This is a genomic window from Enterococcus silesiacus (assembly GCF_001886225.1).
Taxonomy (GTDB): Bacteria; Bacillota; Bacilli; order Lactobacillales; family Enterococcaceae; genus Enterococcus_L; species Enterococcus_L silesiacus.
The window spans coordinates 1-18,938 of record NZ_JXLC01000004.1; the positions used below are offsets into that span (position 1 = coordinate 1).

At 38.6% G+C, this 18,938-nt stretch carries 20 protein-coding genes; 1 reads left to right on the forward strand and 19 read right to left on the reverse strand.

The genetic code is table 11. The annotated features are described in order from the left end of the window. Nucleotides 1-449: 449 nt before the first annotated feature. The 19 genes from RV15_RS18705 to mobA all read right to left on the reverse strand — a co-directional run bounded on the left by RV15_RS18705 (nucleotide 450) and on the right by mobA (nucleotide 17,859). Nucleotides 450-605 (reverse strand): hypothetical protein, encoded by a 156-nt coding sequence (locus RV15_RS18705; RefSeq protein ID WP_167364079.1) that lies wholly within the window; start codon nucleotides 603-605, stop codon nucleotides 450-452. A 17-nt stretch (nucleotides 606-622) separates the two neighbouring features. Continuing rightward, the gene (locus RV15_RS03540; RefSeq protein WP_071876684.1) at nucleotides 623-1,750 is read right to left on the reverse strand and encodes an ABC transporter permease; all 1,128 of its coding nucleotides are present in this window, start codon (nucleotides 1,748-1,750) and stop codon (nucleotides 623-625) included. Beyond that, nucleotides 1,747-2,892 (reverse strand): ABC transporter permease, encoded by a 1,146-nt coding sequence (locus RV15_RS03545; RefSeq protein WP_071876685.1) that lies wholly within the window; start codon nucleotides 2,890-2,892, stop codon nucleotides 1,747-1,749. Before RV15_RS03545 ends, RV15_RS03540 begins: the two co-directional genes overlap by 4 nt. Then, entirely contained in the window at nucleotides 2,889-3,785 is an 897-nt protein-coding gene (locus tag RV15_RS03550) for an ABC transporter ATP-binding protein (RefSeq protein ID WP_071876686.1), read from the reverse strand. The genes RV15_RS03545 and RV15_RS03550 overlap by 4 nt, the downstream gene beginning before the upstream one ends. 225 nt (nucleotides 3,786-4,010) lie before the next feature. Beyond that, nucleotides 4,011-5,012 carry a sulfate/molybdate ABC transporter ATP-binding protein gene (locus RV15_RS03555; protein ID WP_071876687.1) on the reverse strand — a complete coding sequence of 334 codons (1,002 nt, stop codon included), beginning with the start codon at nucleotides 5,010-5,012 and terminating at the stop codon, nucleotides 4,011-4,013. Further along, nucleotides 5,009-5,680, reverse strand: a complete 672-nt coding sequence (gene modB / locus RV15_RS03560; protein ID WP_071876688.1) for a molybdate ABC transporter permease subunit — start codon at nucleotides 5,678-5,680, stop codon at nucleotides 5,009-5,011. The genes RV15_RS03555 and modB overlap by 4 nt, the downstream gene beginning before the upstream one ends. Before the next feature lie 9 nt (nucleotides 5,681-5,689). Then, a complete protein-coding gene (gene modA / locus RV15_RS03565) occupies nucleotides 5,690-6,508 on the reverse strand; it encodes a molybdate ABC transporter substrate-binding protein (protein WP_071876689.1) in 819 nt (272 codons plus the stop codon). A 22-nt stretch (nucleotides 6,509-6,530) separates the two neighbouring features. Next, on the reverse strand, nucleotides 6,531-7,505 hold the full coding sequence (locus RV15_RS03570; protein WP_071876690.1) for a molybdopterin-binding protein: 975 nt from the start codon (nucleotides 7,503-7,505) through the stop codon (nucleotides 6,531-6,533). Between the two features lie 15 nt (nucleotides 7,506-7,520). After that, entirely contained in the window at nucleotides 7,521-7,994 is a 474-nt protein-coding gene (locus tag RV15_RS03575) for a MogA/MoaB family molybdenum cofactor biosynthesis protein (RefSeq protein ID WP_071876862.1), read from the reverse strand. Next, nucleotides 7,987-8,421 carry an MOSC domain-containing protein gene (locus tag RV15_RS03580; RefSeq protein WP_174549266.1) on the reverse strand — a complete coding sequence of 145 codons (435 nt, stop codon included), beginning with the start codon at nucleotides 8,419-8,421 and terminating at the stop codon, nucleotides 7,987-7,989. Before RV15_RS03580 ends, RV15_RS03575 begins: the two co-directional genes overlap by 8 nt. 6 nt (nucleotides 8,422-8,427) lie before the next feature. Further along, nucleotides 8,428-9,393, reverse strand: a complete 966-nt coding sequence (gene moaA, locus RV15_RS03585; RefSeq protein WP_071876692.1) for a GTP 3',8-cyclase MoaA — start codon at nucleotides 9,391-9,393, stop codon at nucleotides 8,428-8,430. A 24-nt stretch (nucleotides 9,394-9,417) separates the two neighbouring features. After that, on the reverse strand, nucleotides 9,418-9,918 hold the full coding sequence (gene moaC, locus RV15_RS03590) for a cyclic pyranopterin monophosphate synthase MoaC (RefSeq protein ID WP_071876693.1): 501 nt from the start codon (nucleotides 9,916-9,918) through the stop codon (nucleotides 9,418-9,420). A 219-nt stretch (nucleotides 9,919-10,137) separates the two neighbouring features. Continuing rightward, nucleotides 10,138-11,340 (reverse strand): molybdopterin molybdotransferase MoeA, encoded by a 1,203-nt coding sequence (locus tag RV15_RS03595; protein ID WP_071876694.1) that lies wholly within the window; start codon nucleotides 11,338-11,340, stop codon nucleotides 10,138-10,140. 14 nt (nucleotides 11,341-11,354) lie between these two features. Continuing rightward, complete coding sequence (gene fdhF / locus RV15_RS03600; protein WP_071876695.1) at nucleotides 11,355-14,075, reverse strand: formate dehydrogenase subunit alpha; 2,721 nt, start codon at nucleotides 14,073-14,075, stop codon at nucleotides 11,355-11,357. Nucleotide 14,076: 1 nt separating this feature from the next. After that, the gene (locus RV15_RS03605) at nucleotides 14,077-15,375 is read right to left on the reverse strand and encodes a complex I 51 kDa subunit family protein (protein ID WP_071876696.1); all 1,299 of its coding nucleotides are present in this window, start codon (nucleotides 15,373-15,375) and stop codon (nucleotides 14,077-14,079) included. Nucleotides 15,376-15,386: 11 nt separating this feature from the next. Next, nucleotides 15,387-15,875: an NADH-quinone oxidoreductase subunit NuoE family protein gene (locus RV15_RS03610; protein ID WP_071876697.1), complete on the reverse strand. Its 489-nt coding sequence runs from the start codon at nucleotides 15,873-15,875 to the stop codon at nucleotides 15,387-15,389. Nucleotides 15,876-15,887: 12 nt separating this feature from the next. After that, the gene (locus tag RV15_RS03615; protein ID WP_245791224.1) at nucleotides 15,888-16,454 is read right to left on the reverse strand and encodes a hypothetical protein; all 567 of its coding nucleotides are present in this window, start codon (nucleotides 16,452-16,454) and stop codon (nucleotides 15,888-15,890) included. After that, entirely contained in the window at nucleotides 16,441-17,250 is an 810-nt protein-coding gene (locus RV15_RS03620; RefSeq protein WP_071876699.1) for a formate/nitrite transporter family protein, read from the reverse strand. The genes RV15_RS03615 and RV15_RS03620 overlap by 14 nt, the downstream gene beginning before the upstream one ends. 15 nt (nucleotides 17,251-17,265) lie before the next feature. Further along, entirely contained in the window at nucleotides 17,266-17,859 is a 594-nt protein-coding gene (mobA, locus tag RV15_RS03625; protein WP_245791226.1) for a molybdenum cofactor guanylyltransferase, read from the reverse strand. 368 nt (nucleotides 17,860-18,227) lie between these two features. Here mobA and RV15_RS03630 point away from each other — a divergent pair, with 368 nt between their 5' ends. Continuing rightward, nucleotides 18,228-18,926: a TIGR00266 family protein gene (locus RV15_RS03630; RefSeq protein ID WP_071876700.1), complete on the forward strand. Its 699-nt coding sequence runs from the start codon at nucleotides 18,228-18,230 to the stop codon at nucleotides 18,924-18,926. Nucleotides 18,927-18,938: the final 12 nt, after the last annotated feature.

Here is an 18,938-nt window from a genome sequence, read left to right on the forward strand (position 1 = left end):
CAAATAAAAGCTTCCGATTATAACAGATAATCGGAAGCTTTTTTTATTTATTTCATCAATATTTAGTTATTTTAAATATATTACTTACTTTTTAATTCTATTCTATTTTTCAGAGCTAAGGCATGGTATTTGCTTAACGCCAGTATTTAAATGCTCAATATTATTTAGGCATGATTTCCATTCGGTTTCGTGCCACTTCATTTCCGTCTAAACAAAAAGCTAAGGCTTCACTCTAAGTTGTAAGACAACTTAAGGGTCTAACCAGCTATCTAAAAAAACATAAAGTTTAATGAAACTTGGCACAACTAATACCATACTTAGAAAAACAAATGACGGATTCGTCGATAATTGCTATTTCCCAGAATATACTACTCATTCAAACCTACCATTATCTATTACGGCAAGAACCTTACTGGATTCTTTTTCTAGCCAAACGATTTAAAGAGTGCTTATTTCCTTTGTTCTGTTTTAGCCTTGATCTCTTCGATAGAATATCGTTTAAGCAGTCTCTTTATTTCTCCTTCAACATTAAAAATACCAGCTTTGTTGTACCCTAAATTTTTAAGTGCTACAGTAACATAATAAATAAAGTCTTCTTCTTTCAACACGACTCACTCCCGTTTTAAATTTTCCAACGATGAACATTTTTCTTAAAGCAAAAATAGCCCAGAGATAACAAGATTACGGTCCCAATACTTAATACAACAACGCCATTTAAACTATTGATCTGACCATTATGCAGTGTTCTCGGCAAACACCAGTTAGCATAATATTCCTGGTTCTCAATAGAAAATAACTCAAACGGTCGGAAATCGTAACCTACAAACAATCTACTCACATTCAAATACGCAAATGGATTAAAATGAGCGATTTTTCTCATGAATTCATTGTTTAACGTACTTAAATTATAGCCTTCAAACAAGATCATCAGCGTGACAACCAAACTAAAGCTTGTTTTCTTCAATAGAATACTAACAAAAAAATGAAGCGCAAGACAAAATGCTAAAACAAACATAAACACCAAAAATACCTGTCCACTATATTGAATGATTGGCATCAGTGTCATCGATTTTTCTGTAAAGACAATCACTGGATAATCAAATGAGCTGCCACCTGAAAAAAGGCTCGCTATTACAAAACTAAATAGAAACAGTACAGCCACCACTACTATTGACTGTAACCATACCAACATATACTTAGCAAAATACAAACGGCTTCTTTTCACTGGTTGAGAGAGATAGAAATATAAGCTTCGCTCGTCTATTTCCTTTGTTAAACTGTCACCAAACAAGAATAACAGCAGGACAATACCAAACCCACTTGCCAAATAAGACAATAGAATCGCTGAAAATATCGTGTTCTTTGTTCCATAACGCATCGATTGAGGAGGCAATTTACGCTTTGCTAACTCGTTATTTAACATTGTTCGATAAAATGGATAGGTTGGTAAAGTTAGTTTTCCAACTAATGATTGCCCCTTATCTGCTGCTGCACGAAAGTTCTCTTCTTGCTCTTCTATCTCTTGATTTGTCTGTTTTAAAAATTGATTGATCTCATCACTATAACGATTTTGCCCCATAACTCTTGTGTTACTACCTAGCAAAGAATCAATCACAAGGTTTTCTTTTTGACCCAGATAGCCATTAAATAGAAATAAAATCACGGTCAGCAAAAGACCCAATAGTAAAAATAAATGTGTTTTTCGTGTTTGCCAGGTTTTCTTTCCTTCAAACAGAATCAGATTCATCATTCTTTCTTCCTCCAATTTAATCGCCAAATCAGAACTAAAATTAGGTTCCAACTCACTAAAACGACCAATTGAATGAAATAAGAGGTTGAAAAGCTACCACTGATTTCTGCTACCTTGCTATACGTATTCATGTAGAAAAAAGGCAGACTAACACTGATTGCATGGATCTTTGAGAACAGTGCTTCTAAAATAACCGGAACAAACATGCTCACTAGAAATAATCCAAGGACTTCTAGCGCATTTTTCAGCCACTTAGATAACAACAATAACAAACTAATTGCAAATAAGATAAAAAGCAACTGTAAGCTGATTGCTTGAAGTAAAAAATTCCATAATGGGATCAATTTAAAGGTCGTTCCTTGATAGATTGTGATTGGATACATCAAGGAACCTGTTCCATGCACAACACTTGCTACGATAAACCCTAGTACGAGTAACATTGTCAAACCACCAATAAAAACACTGACCGCTAGTACATATTTACGCTGGAAAAATCGCTTGTTAGTGATTGGCTGCACCGCCATAAACAAATAATTTTTCCGTTCATATTCACTTGTTAAAAAGTCAAAAAAGAATAAACCAATCATGATCACAATCAAAAAATTCATCCAATGATCTAGCAAATAATAGACAAAATAAAACCCTTGTTGCCCAATGTCTAAATTAGTCATGGGTATTTTTCGATCAAGAAGCCACTGATTGTGTGCCAACTGCTCGGCAATATTAGATTCATTACGCCACGGTTCACCACCAAGATCTAAATATTTCTGTTGTAGAGTTAGACGCTCTGTTTGAATTTTGGTTTTTTCAAGCCACTTTTTCTCCAACTGAGCGGTATGTTCATCTTCTAAGAGATAAATAATATCGACAAGGTTTGTTTGAAGTTCTTGCGCTTTGTTAGAAGACAGTTCCTCGTTTTCATCTAAAAGCAACAATAATTTATAATTTCCCTTTGGTCCAGTATACCCTTGTGGTGGATCGATTTCATCATTGATTGCTTTTAAGTGGTCAAAAACAGCTTGATCTGCTCCTAGATTTTTATAATAAAGATTCGTTAATGAAACAAAAACCGACAGCAGAGCAAAACCGATTAAGATCATATTTTTAGGATTTTTGATCCACTTTTTCCATTCAAAGATCATAATGAGCCCCGCTGATTTTGCCCATATAAATTAAAATAGACTGATTCTAACTGACCATTTGTCACCTGACAATCAAATAATTCTATCTCCTGTTCTTCGCAAAAAGAGTGAAAAACAGCAAATTGCTGTTTTGAAAAGGTTCCGACTAATTTATATTCAGAGAGTTTGGTGCATGGAACGTCGATGCGCGATAGAAAAGAGAGGGCCTTTTCGAGATCTTTTAAAACCAGCGTATATTCTATTGCATCGATCATAACATCTGCTTTTTCGATTAACTTTCCTTCATACAGAAAGAGCACATGCTCCGTTACTTTTTCAATTTCCTCAAGATTGTGAGAAGAAATAATTATTGAGACACCTTTATTAGCCAGCGCTCGAATAATATTGCGTACCTTGATAATACTATTTGGATCTAAGCCATTTAACGGTTCATCCATCAATAATAATTCAGGCTGGTTGATCAACGATACCGTTAACAATAAGTGCTGCTTCATTCCTAAAGAATAGTGTTTGACTTTCTTTTTCAGGTACTCTTCAATTCCCAGCTCTACGACCAATCGTTGAAGCTCCTCTTTTGATTGGCCTTGTTCTTTACGGACAAATTCTAAATGATCCCAACCCGTCAAATTCCCATATAAAATAGAAGAATCCTGTAAATAAGACATTTTATAAAATAAACGATAATCTGTATTTGGCTGTTCGAATATTCTAATCGTCCCTGAATCGATCTGATCGATATTTGCAATACTATTTAATAACGTTGTTTTCCCCGTCCCATTTGGTGCCACTAAGGCAATGATCTTGGGTTCATCCAACGAAAAATCAAGTTCATCTAACACTTGTTGTTCACCAAAATATTTGGTTACTCCTTTGATTTCTAAAATCTTCCCCATGTTTATTTTTCTCCTATTTTTCTTGATTGCTCTGTATTTCCACAATCTTTCATCTACTATTTTATCATTAAGCAACAGACGTAGACTTGTCCTTTCAATGAAAAATATGTGAATAAAGTTAGAAGGCTGTCTTTACGCAAATAAAAATAGGCACCCATGTTGTCGGCTGTAACGACAACCATTTGGGTGCAGATCAAGTGAATCTTTAACTAACAAATCAGTCCCTCATTTTAAAACCATGATTGCCTCTGGAGCAAGACTGAACCTTGTAACCTTATTGGCTTCAACCTGTTTACTCCCTTTCCACCAAAGATCGATTTCCTTGCAAATAAACCAAGCGTTTTGTTCAAACGGTGTTTGTTGACTACTGACATATTGCACATGCAGTTGATTGACTTCAAGCTCATCAAACAGCAAATCGTGTGCTCGAATGCCAATATAACAGCAATCTTTCGGTACTTTTTCAGCAACTGTCAATGGTATTTGCCATCCACTCACTTGAACTGTATGGGAATCAAGCCGTTCAATTGGAAAAATATTTTTACAGCCTGTTAATCGAGCCGCTTCTAGCGTTTGAGGTTGTTTAAACAACTCAGTCGTTGCTCCTTTGATCAAACCTGATTCAGTCATGATTCCAAGCATTGGACAAAGACGATACAGTTCATCTAAACTATGACTAACAATCAACACATTGCCTTTAAAATTCTTCAAACGTTTTTGTAATTCAAGTTGAAGCTCTTCTTTTAACGAGGTATCTAAAGCAGAAAATGGTTCATCCAATAATAACAATTCAGGTTCTGAGGCCAACATACGCGCTAAAGCTGTCCGTTGCTTTTGTCCACCTGAAAGCTGTCTAGGGTAACTACTTTTTACATTTTCTAAATGAAACATCCGCAACAGCTCTACAACCAATTGTGAATCTTTCGTCACACTACTTAAGTTTTTATATACTGTTAAATGAGGAAACAAGGCATATTGCTGAAACAATAAACCAACTTTACGTTGTTGCGGTGGTAAATCGATCCCTTTTTCCTGATCAAACAACACGCGATCACCTAATTGAATCCTTCCTGAATCTGGTGTTTCGATACCAGCAATACATTTAAGCAGCATACTTTTCCCACACCCCGATGCCCCTAAAATACCTAGAGTTGTTGCGTCTATCTCAAAGCTAGCTGTCAGCAGATGATCTCGTAGCTTTTTTTGAATATCAACAAACAGTTTCACGCGTGCGTCCTCCTTGATTTCCGGCTAAACAACTCCGTTAGAAATAACATCAGCAAACAAATGATCACGATGATGGCAACGTACTTTTGCGCTAAAGCCCAGTCTCCTGCTGCAACAGCTGAATAAATAGCTAAAGGAAGTGTTCTTGTTTTTCCTGCAATGTTGCCTGCCAACATCGTTGTCGCCCCAAATTCTCCTAATCCTCGAGCAAAAGCTAGCACACCACCTGCTAAAAGCCCATTGATCGACAGAGGCAAGGCAATTTTCAAAAACATTTTTCTTTCCGAAAAGCCTAAGGTTTGGGCAGCGGCGATTATTTCCGAATCAACTTGTTCAAAAGCCGCAATCGCTGAGCGATACATCAAAGGAAACGACACCGCAACGGCAGCAATCACTGTAGCAGTCCATGAGAAAACGACCTTTACCGCAAAAAAATCTAATAGAAATCGACCAACTGGCTGCTGAACACCAAAAATATCCAGTAAAAAGAAACCAAAAACCGTTGGCGGCAGCACCAGCGGTAAGGTAAATAAACTGTTGAGCAAGATTTTTAATCCATGATTTTTCATACGAAAAACCTGATAAGCAATCAACGTTCCACTAAGGAAAGTAGCTATTATAGCAATACTTGCTGTTTGAAACGAAATAATGATTGGACTTAAATCCATTATACTCACCTACTTATTTATGATAAAACCAGTATCTTCAAAGTATTTAGCAACTTCTTTACTTTCTAAAAATGTGATGAACTTCTCTGCCGTTGCTTTTTCTTTTGACTTTTCAACGATTCCAACAGGATAAATAATCGGTTCATTCAACGTATCTTCTGGTAAATCCGCCACAACTTTTACTTTATCATTTGAGGCAGCATCAGTAGCATAAACCAGACCAGCTTGAGCACTGCCTTTAGCAACCCAATTCAAAACCTCTGTTACATTAGTACCAAAACTAGCATGTTCTTTGACATACGCCCAATCCCCTAAAGCTTCTAAGCCTTTTTCAGCGTATTGACCTGCTGGAACACTAGCAGGATCACCCACTGCGATCATTTCCGCTTTCTTCAAATCACTAAAGTCTTTCCAATCAACATCGGATGTACTTGGTACAATCATCACTAATTGATTTTGTAGTAATGGAACGACACTGTTTTTATCGATCAATTTTTGTGAAACTAAAGTATCCATTTGCTTTGTCGCAGCTGAAAAGAACAGATCAGCTTCTAAGCCTTTTTCAATTTGTGACTGCAATTTTCCAGAACTGTCGTAATTTCCTTCAATGGTCGTTCCTGGATTATCTTTAAGGAATGCTGGAATAATTTGCTTTTCCATAACTGATTCAAGACTTGCGGCAGCAGCTATCAATAAATGATGCTCCTCAGCCTGATTGCTAGAATTCGTTGAAGCAGTTGTTTTTTTATCGTTAGATGTACAGCCTGTTACAACCAAAAATGCTAATAGCAATAATGTAATAACTCGTACTTTCCGATTTTGTTTCATTGTTTCTCCCCCTGCAAAGTTTTTATAAATAGCCGCCATAGCCTAAATGTGCAATTTCTTCTTTGGTTATGTTGTCTTGAGCGATTATTTTCGGCAATAGCAAATCAAAAACAGTCTGTTTCGAAAACATCACACCGCCAGGCAAGCCGACAATTGTTTTTCCCTCTAAATAAGCAAGCAATAGCATCGATCCAGGTATTACGGGGGTGCCATGGGAAATGATTTTAGCACCTGTTTGCTTGATTGCAAGCGGCGTGCGGTCATCTGGATCAACGCTCATGCCACCAGTACAAAAAACAATATCCGCGCCTTTTTCCAGCATTTCCTCAATTGTTTTTGTGATCAGCACTGGATCATCATTGACGATTTCATGAAATGTGATTGTCGCACTCGGATAATGAGATAGTTTTTCTTTCACTACTGGCGTAAAAGAGTCTTCAATCAAACCATTAAATACTTCGCTTCCTGTCGTAACAATCCCGACAGTTACAGGTTTAAACGGAATCAATGTTACAATAGAGTCTTCTCCAATTAAACGTTCTGCCTCCATTAATTTCTCCGGCTCGATTTCTAAAGGAATGATTCGTGTTCCGGCTACTTTTTGGCCAGCAGCTACTTTTTGATTGCCCTTCAATGTTGCAACAGCGATTTTCCCGATTGAATTTAGCTTAAACAGTAGCTCTTTATTTACTTTCAATAATCCATCTACTTCAGCCACGACCTCGATTTTCCCTTCTGAGACAGGCGTCGGCTGCATAAATTCTCCTGTAATTAAATAATATAAAAAATTAGCGGCTTCATTCTCATGGATCAGATCGGACTCGCCAGATGCTAAAAACAAATGCTCTTTTCCAAGTGAAAGCAGCACAGGAATATCCTCTGAGGTCACTTGATGTCCTTTGGCAAAGATTGCGCCTTTATACTCACCTCTAACGATTTTGGTAATATCTTGACACAAAATCAACCCTTGTGCATCTACTGTTTTTACAACTTTCATCTTTGTTTCCTCCGCTTAATGCTCTGTTTTTCGATCGGTCAATATATCTAGGGCATGGGGTAAAATCGGCAATAAATAGGTCAAATTTTCACGTACTCCTTTCGGGCTTCCCGGCAAATTGATGATCAAGGTTTTCCCTCGCTGTACAGCAACACCACGGCTCAGCATGGCAAGTGGTGTCTTTTGGATACTAGACATGCGCATTCCTTCACTAATACCCGGAATCGTTTTTTCTGCTACACTTAAGGTTGCTTCTGGTGTGATATCACGCACACCTAACCCAGTTCCGCCAGTCGTTAAAATCAAATCGCATACGTCACACCACTCAATTAATCGTTTTTTTAATGCTATTGCTTCATCGGGTAAAATGGTTTGTCTACTCACCTCAAAATTATCTGCGACCAGCTGTTTTATGATTTGCCCTGATTGATCATCGCGAAGACCTTGATAGCCTTTATCACTCAATGTAATGATCCCTACTTTATACAACTTCAAGCTTGTCCCCTTTTTTAATGTGCCCTTCTGCTACAACAACAGCAAAAATACCTTCTCTGGGCATGATGCAATCACCTACACGCGCGTAAATCTGGCAATGCTTATGGCATTCCTTGCCAATTTGCGTCACCACTAAAGCGGCTTCACCGATCCGAATTTGACTGCCTACAGGTAATAGACGTAAATCAATTCCTGAGACAATAATATTTTCACCAAAAGCACCGTTACCAACACGCGCTCCCCGTTCATTAAACTCTGTGATCTTCTCAAAGGACAATAAACTGACTTGACGATGCCAGTTTCCACCATGAGCGTCATTTTCTAAGCCAAACCCCTTCACTAAATCAACTTCTGGAATTTCTTTTTTCTGTGTCCCTCGCTTTTCACTAATATTGATTCCGATAATTTCTCCGACTGCCATCATCCTTTAACCTCCAATTTGTGACATTAACCGAGAATCGCCTTGACTCTCAAGAAAATGATGTTTCTCAGGCTTTTTCTGAATCGCTGAAAAAACTTGCTCTAATAATAATTCTTTGTTTTCTGTCTGTAAGGCATATTTTAGTTCACATCCGTCATCCATATGCAGACAAGTTTTCAAGCAGCCATCCGCTGTGATACGAATTCGATCACAATCAGCACAAAAGCAATGCCCTAAAGCACTGATAAATCCAATTTTCCCTTTAAAGTCTGTTACAGAAAAATAACTTGCTGGCCCATTACCTAAACGCTGATCAAAAGGTTTAAGTTCACCATAAGTTGCCTGTAGCACCGAAATAAGCTCTTCTTGCGTTTTTCCTGGACACCCCTTCCCTAATCCAATCGGCATTAATTCGATAAAGCGAACATGGATCCCATTCGCTTTAGCAAGTGAGGCGATTTCACAAATTTCTTCATCAGTTAGTTCACCTCTGGCTACAGTGTTGACTTTAATATTAGGCAAACCTACCTCTATTGCCTTTTCTAAGCCAGCCAGCACTCTTTTCAAATCACCGATTCTAGTAATTTCACGAAATTCATCTGGATCAAGCGTATCGATACTGATGTTGATTCCGTCTAATTTCGCTGCTTTTAAAGCACTAGCGTATCTCGCAAGTTGTATGCCATTCGTTGTTAATGTTACTTTTTCAATCCCGCTGATTGCTTTGATTGCTTTAATCAAAGGAACAGTATCTAATCTTGTCAGCGGTTCGCCTCCTGTAATTTTCACTTTTTTAATTCCTTGTTCAGCAAGGTTCCTGAGCAAAAAAAGAATTTCGTCAAAGCTTAACACTTCTGTTTTCTTTAGAAAACACATACCTGTAGCCGGCATACAGTAGGTACAGCGAAGATCGCAGCGATCCGTCACAGATAATCGAACATAATCAATTTCACGATTAAAGGAATCCTTCATTTTAGTTGCGCTCCTTTAGCTTTCTTATTCATGGGGTAGATGATTGGTTGAAATAAAGTGTCCACTTTTCCCACCAGATTTTTCAACTAAGCAAACATTTGTGATCTTCATTTCACGGTCAAGTGCCTTGCACATATCGTAAATCGTTAGTAACGCAATATTGGCTCCCATCAGTGCTTCCATTTCTACGCCCGTTTGACCGATTGTTTTCGTTACACAATGGACACTTAATAGTTGATCCGTTTTCCAGTTAAACTCTACTTCACATTTGCTTAAAGCTAATACATGACAAAGCGGGATCAGTTCAAACGTCTTCTTGGCTGCCATAATCCCAGCCACTCTGGCCACTTGTAGGACTTCACCTTTTTTTATCGTTTGATTTTTGATGCCATCAGCAACAACTTTGTTCATATGGATTTCTCCGTAAGCTGTCGCTACTCTTGCGCTCGTTTCTTTTTCAGAAATGTCTACCATGCGTGCTTTTCCTTGTTCGTTGATATGCGTAAACTGTAAAGGTTTATTCATTTTCACACCTCTTAAAACGCTTTCATTTTCTATTTGTTAAATATGTAACATTCTCTTTGTTTTAAGTTTATCACTACAACTAAAAAAAAACAATCTGATATAAATAATTTTTTTTAGAAATAAAAAAATTGAAAAATCTGTGAAACAAAAGTCATATTTCCTTTTGTTCCACAGCTATAAATTTAGAAAAGTGACACAGGTAAACACCCGAATCCTTCACTAAATTTTCCAATAATAAACCATCACGTAATCGCCTTCGTTCAATGCTGTCTTAGCAGGTTGGTCTATCAAGCAATTCGTTTCAAGTGTGTTATGGAAAACAGATGAGTAATGTAATTTTGATACTAAAGAAACAACACCGTTCTCTTCATATGCCCGAACAAAACGACGAATCATTGACGGCTTTAATGCCTCCATCAATTTGACTTTCCGTTTCACTAAATTTAATTCTGTACAGTTCATAAAATGAGCCAATGTTGACCAATAAAATAAATGAAGATTGACCACAGCCGCAAACGGATTTCCTGATAAACTTAAGATCACCCGTTTCTTATACAAGCTTGCCATCACAGGTGTGCCTGGTTTCATATTTACAAAGTGAAACAGCTGCTCCCCTGCTAATTGCTGAATCACTTGTGGAACATAATCTTTTTCACCGACAGACACGCCACCCGTTGTGATCAACAAATCAACTTCTTCCATTTTTTCATGGATAAATCGAGAAATCTCAGCAATACTATCTGAACAACGTTCTTTGAATATGACGTGACTACCGCTTGATTGGATAAATGCTGCTAGGGTATACAAATTACTGTCATAGATTTTTCCAGAGGTTAGCGGTGTGCCTAAAGAAACCAACTCACTGCCTGTTGCTAAAATCCCGATTTTCATTGGTGCTAAAACACGAATTTCCTTGATTCCCTGTGCGGCTAGGATGCCAATAGTTCGACTATTGATTAATTGATATTGAGAAATAATTTTCTGATTAAACCGAACATCTTCACCCACCACTCCATAATTATCGCCAGCTTTGCTTGCTTGATAGACTTTGACGATTGTATCGCCATAATCTGTCCATTCTTGTTTGATAACTGCATCGTAGCCTGCCGGGATCAGAGCGCCGGTCATGATTTTAACTGCTGACTTTTGTCTTTTTACCAAATCAGCTTCTGGATCCCCAGCAAAAATCGCATCGATGACGGTTAAGCAAACAGGTTGCTCCTTAGTAGCCCCTTTTGTTTCGGAGGCCACTACAGCATAGCCATCCATCCCAGCTCTGGGAAAATGGGGAACAGCTATTTTTGCAAGAACATCTTCGGCACAAACTCGACCTACAGCTTCTAAAATAGAAACAGTCTCTACTTTTTTTTGCTGAGCAGATACTTGCTGAATTTTGGCTATCGCTTCTTCGACTTCGATCATTCAATCAACTCCATTTACTTAGCAGGTGCAATAGCCACTGCACACACCTTGTATTCAGGAATAATCGCAATATCATCAAACGCAGCATTGGTCAGCTCGTTCACATTTCCATCAGGGAAGTGAAACGTCATAAATACTTCTTGCGGGAAAACACGATTGCCTACAGCAGCATAGGTTTCGATCGTTCCTCGTCTAGATTTAACCGTAACTTTATCCCCTTCTTCAATGCCTAAACGAATCGCATCTACTGTATTGATTTCAATATAAGAACGGTTCGCGATTTGATTGATGCCTTCGGTTCGACCCGTCATCGCACGAGTATTATAATGATACAGCATTCTGCCTGTAGACATTAAGTACGGGTAGCTTTCATCTGGCAGCTCTCTAGATTTTTTATAAGGAATTGCCATAAACAACCCTTTACCACGAGTAAACTCACCCACATGCATGATCGGCGTGCCAGGATCTTCTTGATTGCGGCAGGGCCACTGCAAGCCACCTGTTTCTTCTAATCGGTCATAATTTATACCACCAAATGTTGGGGTCACGCTTGCGATTTCATCCATGATTTCTTTGGCTGAGTCATAGTGACAAGGATATCCTAAGCGTGTCATTACGTCACAGAAAATATCAAAATCTTCTCTAGCCTCACCTTTTGGCTCGACCGCTTTCCGTACGCGTTGAACACGTCTTTCGGTATTGGTGAAGGTGCCATCTTTTTCTGCATAACTGATTCCTGGCAAGACTACGTCGGCATATGCTGCGGTTTCTGTCATAAACAATTCCTGGACAACAAAAAATTCTAAATTCTCTAGCGCGTTACGTACATGATTGGTATCAGGGTCGGTTACGATCGGATCTTCTCCAAAAATATACAGCGCTTTGATCTTACCTTCCGTTGCAGCAGGTAAGACTTGTGTAGAGGTCATTCCAACGTTTTTATTTAGCGGAACCCCCCAGGCTTTTTCAAATTTCTCCATCACTTGTGGATTTGCAACCTTTTGATAACCAGGGAAATCATATGGCATACAGCCCATATCACATGCTCCTTGTACATTATTTTGACCACGAAGTGGATTGACACCGCAACCAGGCTTCCCAATTTTTCCTACCAACATCGCCAGGTTGGACATACTCATCACACCTTCAGTACCGGTAGAGTGTTCTGTTACACCTAAACAATAGATGATTGGCGCTTTGTCTGCCTTAGCATACAATCTAGCTGCTTTGATCAAATCTTCCGCTTTAATGTGACAAATTTCGGCAACTTTTTCCGGTGTATATTCTGCTACTAATTGTTCTAGTGCTTCAAAACCTTCTGTTTTTTCTTCAATAAAGCTTCGGTCAGCTAATCCTTCTTTTAGAATGACGTGCATCATACCATTTGCAAAGGCGACATTCGTGCCAGCTTGGATTTGCAGATGAAGTTCACTGTTTTTTACTAAGTCGATTTTACGTGGATCAACCACAATGACTTTAGTCCCACGCTGCATTGCCTGACGAATTTGCGAGCCGATCACAGGATGGGCTTCTTCTGGATTGGAACCTACTAACAAAATCACTTCAACGTCTGTCGTAATATCGGCAATAGGATTGGTCATGGCTCCTGAACCTAAGGTATGCGCCAATCCATGGACTGAAGCCGAGTGACAAACGCGAGCACAATTATCAACATTATTCGTGCCGATAGCTGCCCGCATCATTTTTTGGAAAACATAATTATCCTCATTGATTGAACGAGAACAAGAAAATCCAGCTAACGAATCCGCTCCGTGTTCCTCTTTTAGTTGACTGAATTTTTCTGCAACTAAGGTCAATGCTTCGTCCCAAGTAGCCGGTTCAAAAATACCATTTCGTTTGATTAGTGGCTCAGTCAAACGGTCGCCGGAACCGACAAATTTATAAGAAGCAAATTTGCCTTTAACACATAAAAGATTTTTATTGGCCGCACCGTTGATCGGCTCTACACCAACTAATTTATTTCCCTTCACGATCAGATTCATTTGACAACCTGTACCGCAATGAGGACAAGTGGTTGGAATTTTTTTGGTCTCCCATTCCCGATAGGTTTTATGATCTTTACTGACTAAGGCACCCGTTGGACAAGCAGAAACACAATTTCCGCAGGATTCACAAAGCGACTGATCAAAAGCGGCACCGTAACTTGGCGTCATTTTAGTATCGAAACCACGTTTAGAAATACTGATTACATCTCGACCTTGACGTAATTGACAGACCTTGGAACAACGGCGACACATGATACACTTTTCTGGATCGTACTCGAAAAAAGGATTGCTCGTATCTTCTTGATGACAAGGCATTCGTTTTCCATCCGTAAAACTAGTATCATCAATTCCATAATCCAAACAATAATCTTGCAGCTTACAATCGCCATTTTTACCACAAGAGAAGCACTCTAATTTATGGTTACTCAACAAAAGATCCAGTATAAAACGACGAGAATCCTTGACCCTAGGAGAGGTTGTGTGAACCACCATTCCTTCTTGACAATGCGCCGTACAAGCAGTGGTCAAGCCCCCTTTACGTCCACCTTCTACTTCAATCGTACACATTCTACATGAGCCATCAGGTGCTAACTCTTTTAAATGACAAAGTGTTGGGATATCAATGTTTAACATCGTTGCGGCTTCTAAGACCGTTGTTCCTTTTGGTACAGTGATCATCTGGTCATCGATCGACATTGTGACTGTTGCTGTTTTTAATTTTGTTTCCATCTTACCAAAGCCCCCCTTTTACTGGTGCAGCTACCTTTTGGATGCCAGCTTCAAATTCCTCTGGAAAATAAGCTAACCCACTTTTCATTGGATTGGCAACGGATTGACCTAAGCCGCAAGCGGAAAGGTTCGTTACATGCATCAACATTTTTTCAAGGCGTTCAAGATCCCCAGCAACGGCTGTTTGTGTATTAAATTTTGTCAGCAATTCTAAAATTCGTGTCGTGCCCAGACGACAAGGTGTACATTTACCACAAGATTCATGTGCAAAAAATGCTGCTACGTTGACTAAATAATCAACTATACTCACCTGCTCATCCATCACAACGATCGCTCCCGAACCAATAGATAAATCCTTATCCCAGAGTCCTTCATACGAATAAATACAGTCATCCAGATTTCGAAGTGCGCCAATCGGTCCAGATTGGCCGCCGAAATGAATAAACTTTAATGTTCGACCTGTGGATGAGCCGCCTCCGTATTCTTCTGAATAAAGAATTTCTTGCAGCGGTGTGCCAAGATTGACTTCGTACAACCCACGATTTTTAATATGGCCAGATAAACAAATCAACTTTGTACCACCGCCATCTTCAGTCCCAAGATCACGATAAGCCTGACCACCTTCTCGCAAAATAACCGGTATTCCTGCAAAGGATTCAACATTATTCACTAGAGTAGGCTGTAAGTATAAGCCAACATCTGCTAAGTGAGGCGGTTTTACTCTTGGCCTACCTGTTTTACCTTCGATTGAATTTAAAAGTGCTGAATTCTCGCCGCACACATAGGCACCTGCACCTGAAATAATTGTGATTTTATAGTCAAATCCTGGAATTCCTAAAATATTTTCGCCTAAAAATCCGGCTTGCTCAGCATTATCTAGTGCTTCTTGAAAAATTTTCTGAATTCGGCGATACTCACCACGCATATAAATATAACCAGCTTTAGCAGAAAAAAGATAACCCGCAATAACCATTCCTTCAATCACACTCAAAGGATCATGTTCCAATAAAGCTTTGTCTTTAAACGTGCCCGGTTCGCCTTCGTCTGCGTTACAAACAATATATTTTGTATCACTTTTAGAGCTATACAAATGCCGCCATTTTTTCCCTAAAGGAAAAGCTGCTCCGCCGCGCCCTCTTAAATGCGCTAAATCGAGCTCGTCTAAAATCGCTGCTTTTTCCATTTCGATTGCGTTCAATAGACCTGAAAAACCATCATATTTCCGATACTCTGTGACATCAGTCGCCTGCTTCATTTTCGTTATACGTTTTAATAAGACTGGTTGATTTCGTTTGATCATCTTTTTTCCTCCTATAGCTCTTGATAACATCCATTCTGGAGGTCATCGATCAATTGATAAACCTTCGCTTCCGTCAAATCACCAAAAACTGTATCTTTGATTTTGATCACTGGTCCTTGATCACATGCGCCAATACAAGGAATACTATGATACATAAACAGCCCATCTGGTGTCGGCTCATCTGCTGGCACTTCCAATATCGTTTCCAACATTTCAGACAACATCCCGCCTCCGGTATATAAACAAGGCGTACTATTACAAATTTTCAAGACATATTTTGCCTGTGGCTCCGTTTTTAAGATGGCATAGAAGCTTAAAATCTCATACACACGAGCCTGAGATAAATGCAGTCGCTCCGCTACTAGTTTGGCTGTTTCTTCATCAATATATCCTTCTTCTGAATCGTATTGAATTGCAATCAGTATATTCAGAATACGCTGTGGATCTGAGTCATTTGCTAAAATAATGGCTTCTTTTTCTGATAAACTCAATGAATTCATGCTTTCTCTCCCCTATCCTGCATTTTTTTCAACAAGGCAAATCCCCTCTTTCTTTTTTATCAGCGAAAAGTTCTCTGGCAATTTTGGTTGATCTAAAATAATATCTGCCTGCTCGATGACTGTTGCAGCAGTTTTTTTGATACTTTTTTGATTACCCATCATAATAAACAAACCAGGTTTGACTACTTCTCGAATTGAATTTGACTCACAAATAATTAGCGTATCTCTTGGAACATATTGGAGAAACGTTAAAAAACCCTCCAGCAAATGGTCATGGAATACTTTTAACAAATAGACCTTCTTACACCCTGCTCTTAGCAGCTGCATCGTATCTTTTGATCCGCTACAATTCTTTTCCTCAATCAGTTCGTACCCTTCATCAATGCTCGTACAAATCCCACAGCCCGTTTCACCGCGCTGACATTTTCCACGAGCTCCACTGATTGTAATAACTTTTAAGCCATATATAGAAAAATGACGATAATTTGCGGCAATCAATTCTTTGGCAAGCGTTGTTTTTCCACTATTACGTCCCGTAGAACCAATTTGGATCATATCAGGAAATTCAATATTTTTCATAAGCACCCTCCGGCTCACTCGTTTCTTGCTTCTCGCTATTAAGATACATCAACGGTACTGCCAAAAATAAGCTGCCGCCAACCGCATTCCCTAAAAATACAAACAACATATTAATAAGGTAATCAGACCACAAAATAGTACTAGCATGTGAAAAAATAGCCGCAGGTATAATAAAGGCATTCGCTACCACATGCTGAAAACCACAAACCACAAAAACCATCACTGGAAACCAGAGACCAAACATTTTACCTAGATAACTCTTGCCCATAGCGCCAAGATAAACCGCTAAACAAACAAAAATATTACAACCGATTCCTGAAATAAATGCTACCAGTGGTGAATCTCCAATTTTCGCTTGAGCAACTGAAATTGTCTTTTCCAAAAAAGCTCCTTCAGTCAATCCAACAATATGCCCAAAAAAGTACGCAACTAAAATGCCTCCTAGACAGTTGGTAACCAAAACAACCAGCCAATTGTAAAGCAACTGCTGTACACTAACCTTTTTTTGTAAAACACCTAGAGCCATCACCATCATATTCCCTGTAGCAAGCTCTCCTCCAATGAAAGTAAGCGCTATCAATCCTATTGGAAATAAACACCCTCCTAAAAAGGTTGAGAACGCTCCCCAGCTTTTAGGGGCTGTACCAGAGATTCTAATAAATGCTAAATACCCCAATGCGATAAAAAAACCTGCCATAATCCCTAAAATACTCAGTTTTAAAAAAGGCAACTTACTTTTAGCTACAGCCTTATCCCCTAAGCTTGTGACAACGTTCCGGCTACTATCAAAATCCATTTCAAGCTCCTTTCTTCACTCCTGTTCTCCTTGACTCCACAACGATAATTCCATTGGTGTATTCACATTTTTTAATGTAAAAGAGGAGTCTAGAGCCACGACTTTTACTGCTAATCGATCAAATTTTTTTCTAATGCGCCAATCATTTGTCGCTAGTTGCGGCTGTAAAACAGGTAAACAACTCGTACGATAAAAAGCAAACAAAGGTTCAAGACGCTTATCTTGCTCACAAATAACAACATCATATGCTTCACTATATTTCGCCATTCTTTGAATCAACGTATTATTCAAGTTAGGAATATCACAAGCTAGTAAAAAAATATGCCGTGTTTCTACATATTCTAATGCTGTGACCAAACCACCAAGCGGTCCTTTTTCTGGATAACGATCTTCCAAAATTCTTACTTGTGAGAAAATTGCTGGAAATTTACTTTGCTTGTCTGTCACTAGTAAAACCTTTGAAAAGACTTTTTTTAGCTGTGCAACACTTCTCAATAACATATATTCCCCATCTACCTGCAATAAAGACTTATCAAACCCCATCCGTGAACTTTTCCCACCACATAGAATAACTGCGGTACAATCAGCGATTTGATTTAGGATAATCACACCTCCCTAAATTTAACTCTAGTGTCCTAAAACAGCATTTGCTTATTCAACATCAACATAAAATCATTTTAACTAAAATTTTATTATAGCTAAAAAATATTTTTTAGCTATAACTTTTATTCTATTATAAAACATCCTTCCAACAAGTCAATTACTATTTTACTATTTCTTACGCTTAAATGATTTATTTTCATTGTATATGATCGTAAAAAAAGAGGCTCACTATACTTCATTACAGTCAACTTTTAGGCATTTTCTACATACGATCAATATAGAAACGCTCTTCCCTATTTTATTAAAAAAAATTAGAAGAAAGTCAACATTATTTAAGGTATACTAGTAACTAACAGAAAAAAGGAGGTTTATCAATGGACTATAAAATGACAGAAAATACAGTTTTTCCATTAGTCGAAGTAGCATTAAAAAAAGGGGAAAGTATTCAGCTAGAAAGTGGTGCGATGGTGTACCACAACGGGGAAATCAATCTTGAAGGAAAAATGAACAGCAATGGGAAGTCTGGTCTAGGCGGTGCAATCCGAGCTTTAGGTCGTTCAGTCACTAGTGGGGAAAGTTTTTTTATCACAAAAGCTTCTGGTTTAACTGATACTGCTAAAATGGCTTTAGCTCCGGCAACACCTGGCACAATTAAAGAACTACACGTTGGATCAGAGCATTGGCGTTTAAATACAGGTGCATTTTTAGCCTGTGATACATCCGTTTCGTATAATATGAAACGTCAAAAGCTTAGCGGTGCAATTTTTGGCGGCACTGGTGGTTTATTTGTAATGGAAACAGCTGGCTCTGGCTCGTTACTGATCAACAGCTATGGGGATATCATTGAAATTCATTTAGACGGAAGCAAGCCGTTTGTTGTGGATAATCAACATGTGGTCGCTTGGTCTGAATCGTTAGATTACAATATCAAGGTTGCTTCTGGACTCTTTGGTTTCACAACAGGCGAAGGCGTGGTCAATGAATTCCACGGTACAGGAACAATTATGATCCAAACAAGAAATATTGAAGGGTTAGCTGGTCTGATCACACCTTTTGTTAGCTCTGGTTCATAAAATACGATAGGA

What these genes read in the sequence shown, in the direction of transcription:
- RV15_RS03570 (WP_071876690.1), bottom strand. Translation starts at nt 7,505, where the DNA reads ATGAAAGTTGTAAAAACAGTAGATGCACAAGGGTTGATTTTGTGTCAA.
- modA (WP_071876689.1), bottom strand. Translation starts at nt 6,508, where the DNA reads ATGAAACAAAATCGGAAAGTACGAGTTATTACATTATTGCTATTAGCA.
- RV15_RS03615 (WP_245791224.1), bottom strand. Translation starts at nt 16,454, where the DNA reads ATGAAAAATATTGAATTTCCTGATATGATCCAAATTGGTTCTACGGGA.
- RV15_RS03630 (WP_071876700.1), top strand. Translation starts at nt 18,228, where the DNA reads ATGGACTATAAAATGACAGAAAATACAGTTTTTCCATTAGTCGAAGTA.
- RV15_RS03605 (WP_071876696.1), bottom strand. Translation starts at nt 15,375, where the DNA reads ATGATCAAACGAAATCAACCAGTCTTATTAAAACGTATAACGAAAATG.
- RV15_RS03545 (WP_071876685.1), bottom strand. Translation starts at nt 2,892, where the DNA reads ATGATCTTTGAATGGAAAAAGTGGATCAAAAATCCTAAAAATATGATC.
- RV15_RS03580 (WP_174549266.1), bottom strand. Translation starts at nt 8,421, where the DNA reads ATGGCAGTCGGAGAAATTATCGGAATCAATATTAGTGAAAAGCGAGGG.
- RV15_RS03595 (WP_071876694.1), bottom strand. Translation starts at nt 11,340, where the DNA reads ATGATCGAAGTCGAAGAAGCGATAGCCAAAATTCAGCAAGTATCTGCT.
- RV15_RS03540 (WP_071876684.1), bottom strand. Translation starts at nt 1,750, where the DNA reads ATGATGAATCTGATTCTGTTTGAAGGAAAGAAAACCTGGCAAACACGA.
- RV15_RS03610 (WP_071876697.1), bottom strand. Translation starts at nt 15,875, where the DNA reads ATGAATTCATTGAGTTTATCAGAAAAAGAAGCCATTATTTTAGCAAAT.
- RV15_RS03620 (WP_071876699.1), bottom strand. Translation starts at nt 17,250, where the DNA reads ATGGATTTTGATAGTAGCCGGAACGTTGTCACAAGCTTAGGGGATAAG.
- moaA (WP_071876692.1), bottom strand. Translation starts at nt 9,393, where the DNA reads ATGAAGGATTCCTTTAATCGTGAAATTGATTATGTTCGATTATCTGTG.
- RV15_RS03550 (WP_071876686.1), bottom strand. Translation starts at nt 3,785, where the DNA reads ATGGGGAAGATTTTAGAAATCAAAGGAGTAACCAAATATTTTGGTGAA.
- modB (WP_071876688.1), bottom strand. Translation starts at nt 5,680, where the DNA reads ATGGATTTAAGTCCAATCATTATTTCGTTTCAAACAGCAAGTATTGCT.
- fdhF (WP_071876695.1), bottom strand. Translation starts at nt 14,075, where the DNA reads ATGGAAACAAAATTAAAAACAGCAACAGTCACAATGTCGATCGATGAC.
- moaC (WP_071876693.1), bottom strand. Translation starts at nt 9,918, where the DNA reads ATGAATAAACCTTTACAGTTTACGCATATCAACGAACAAGGAAAAGCA.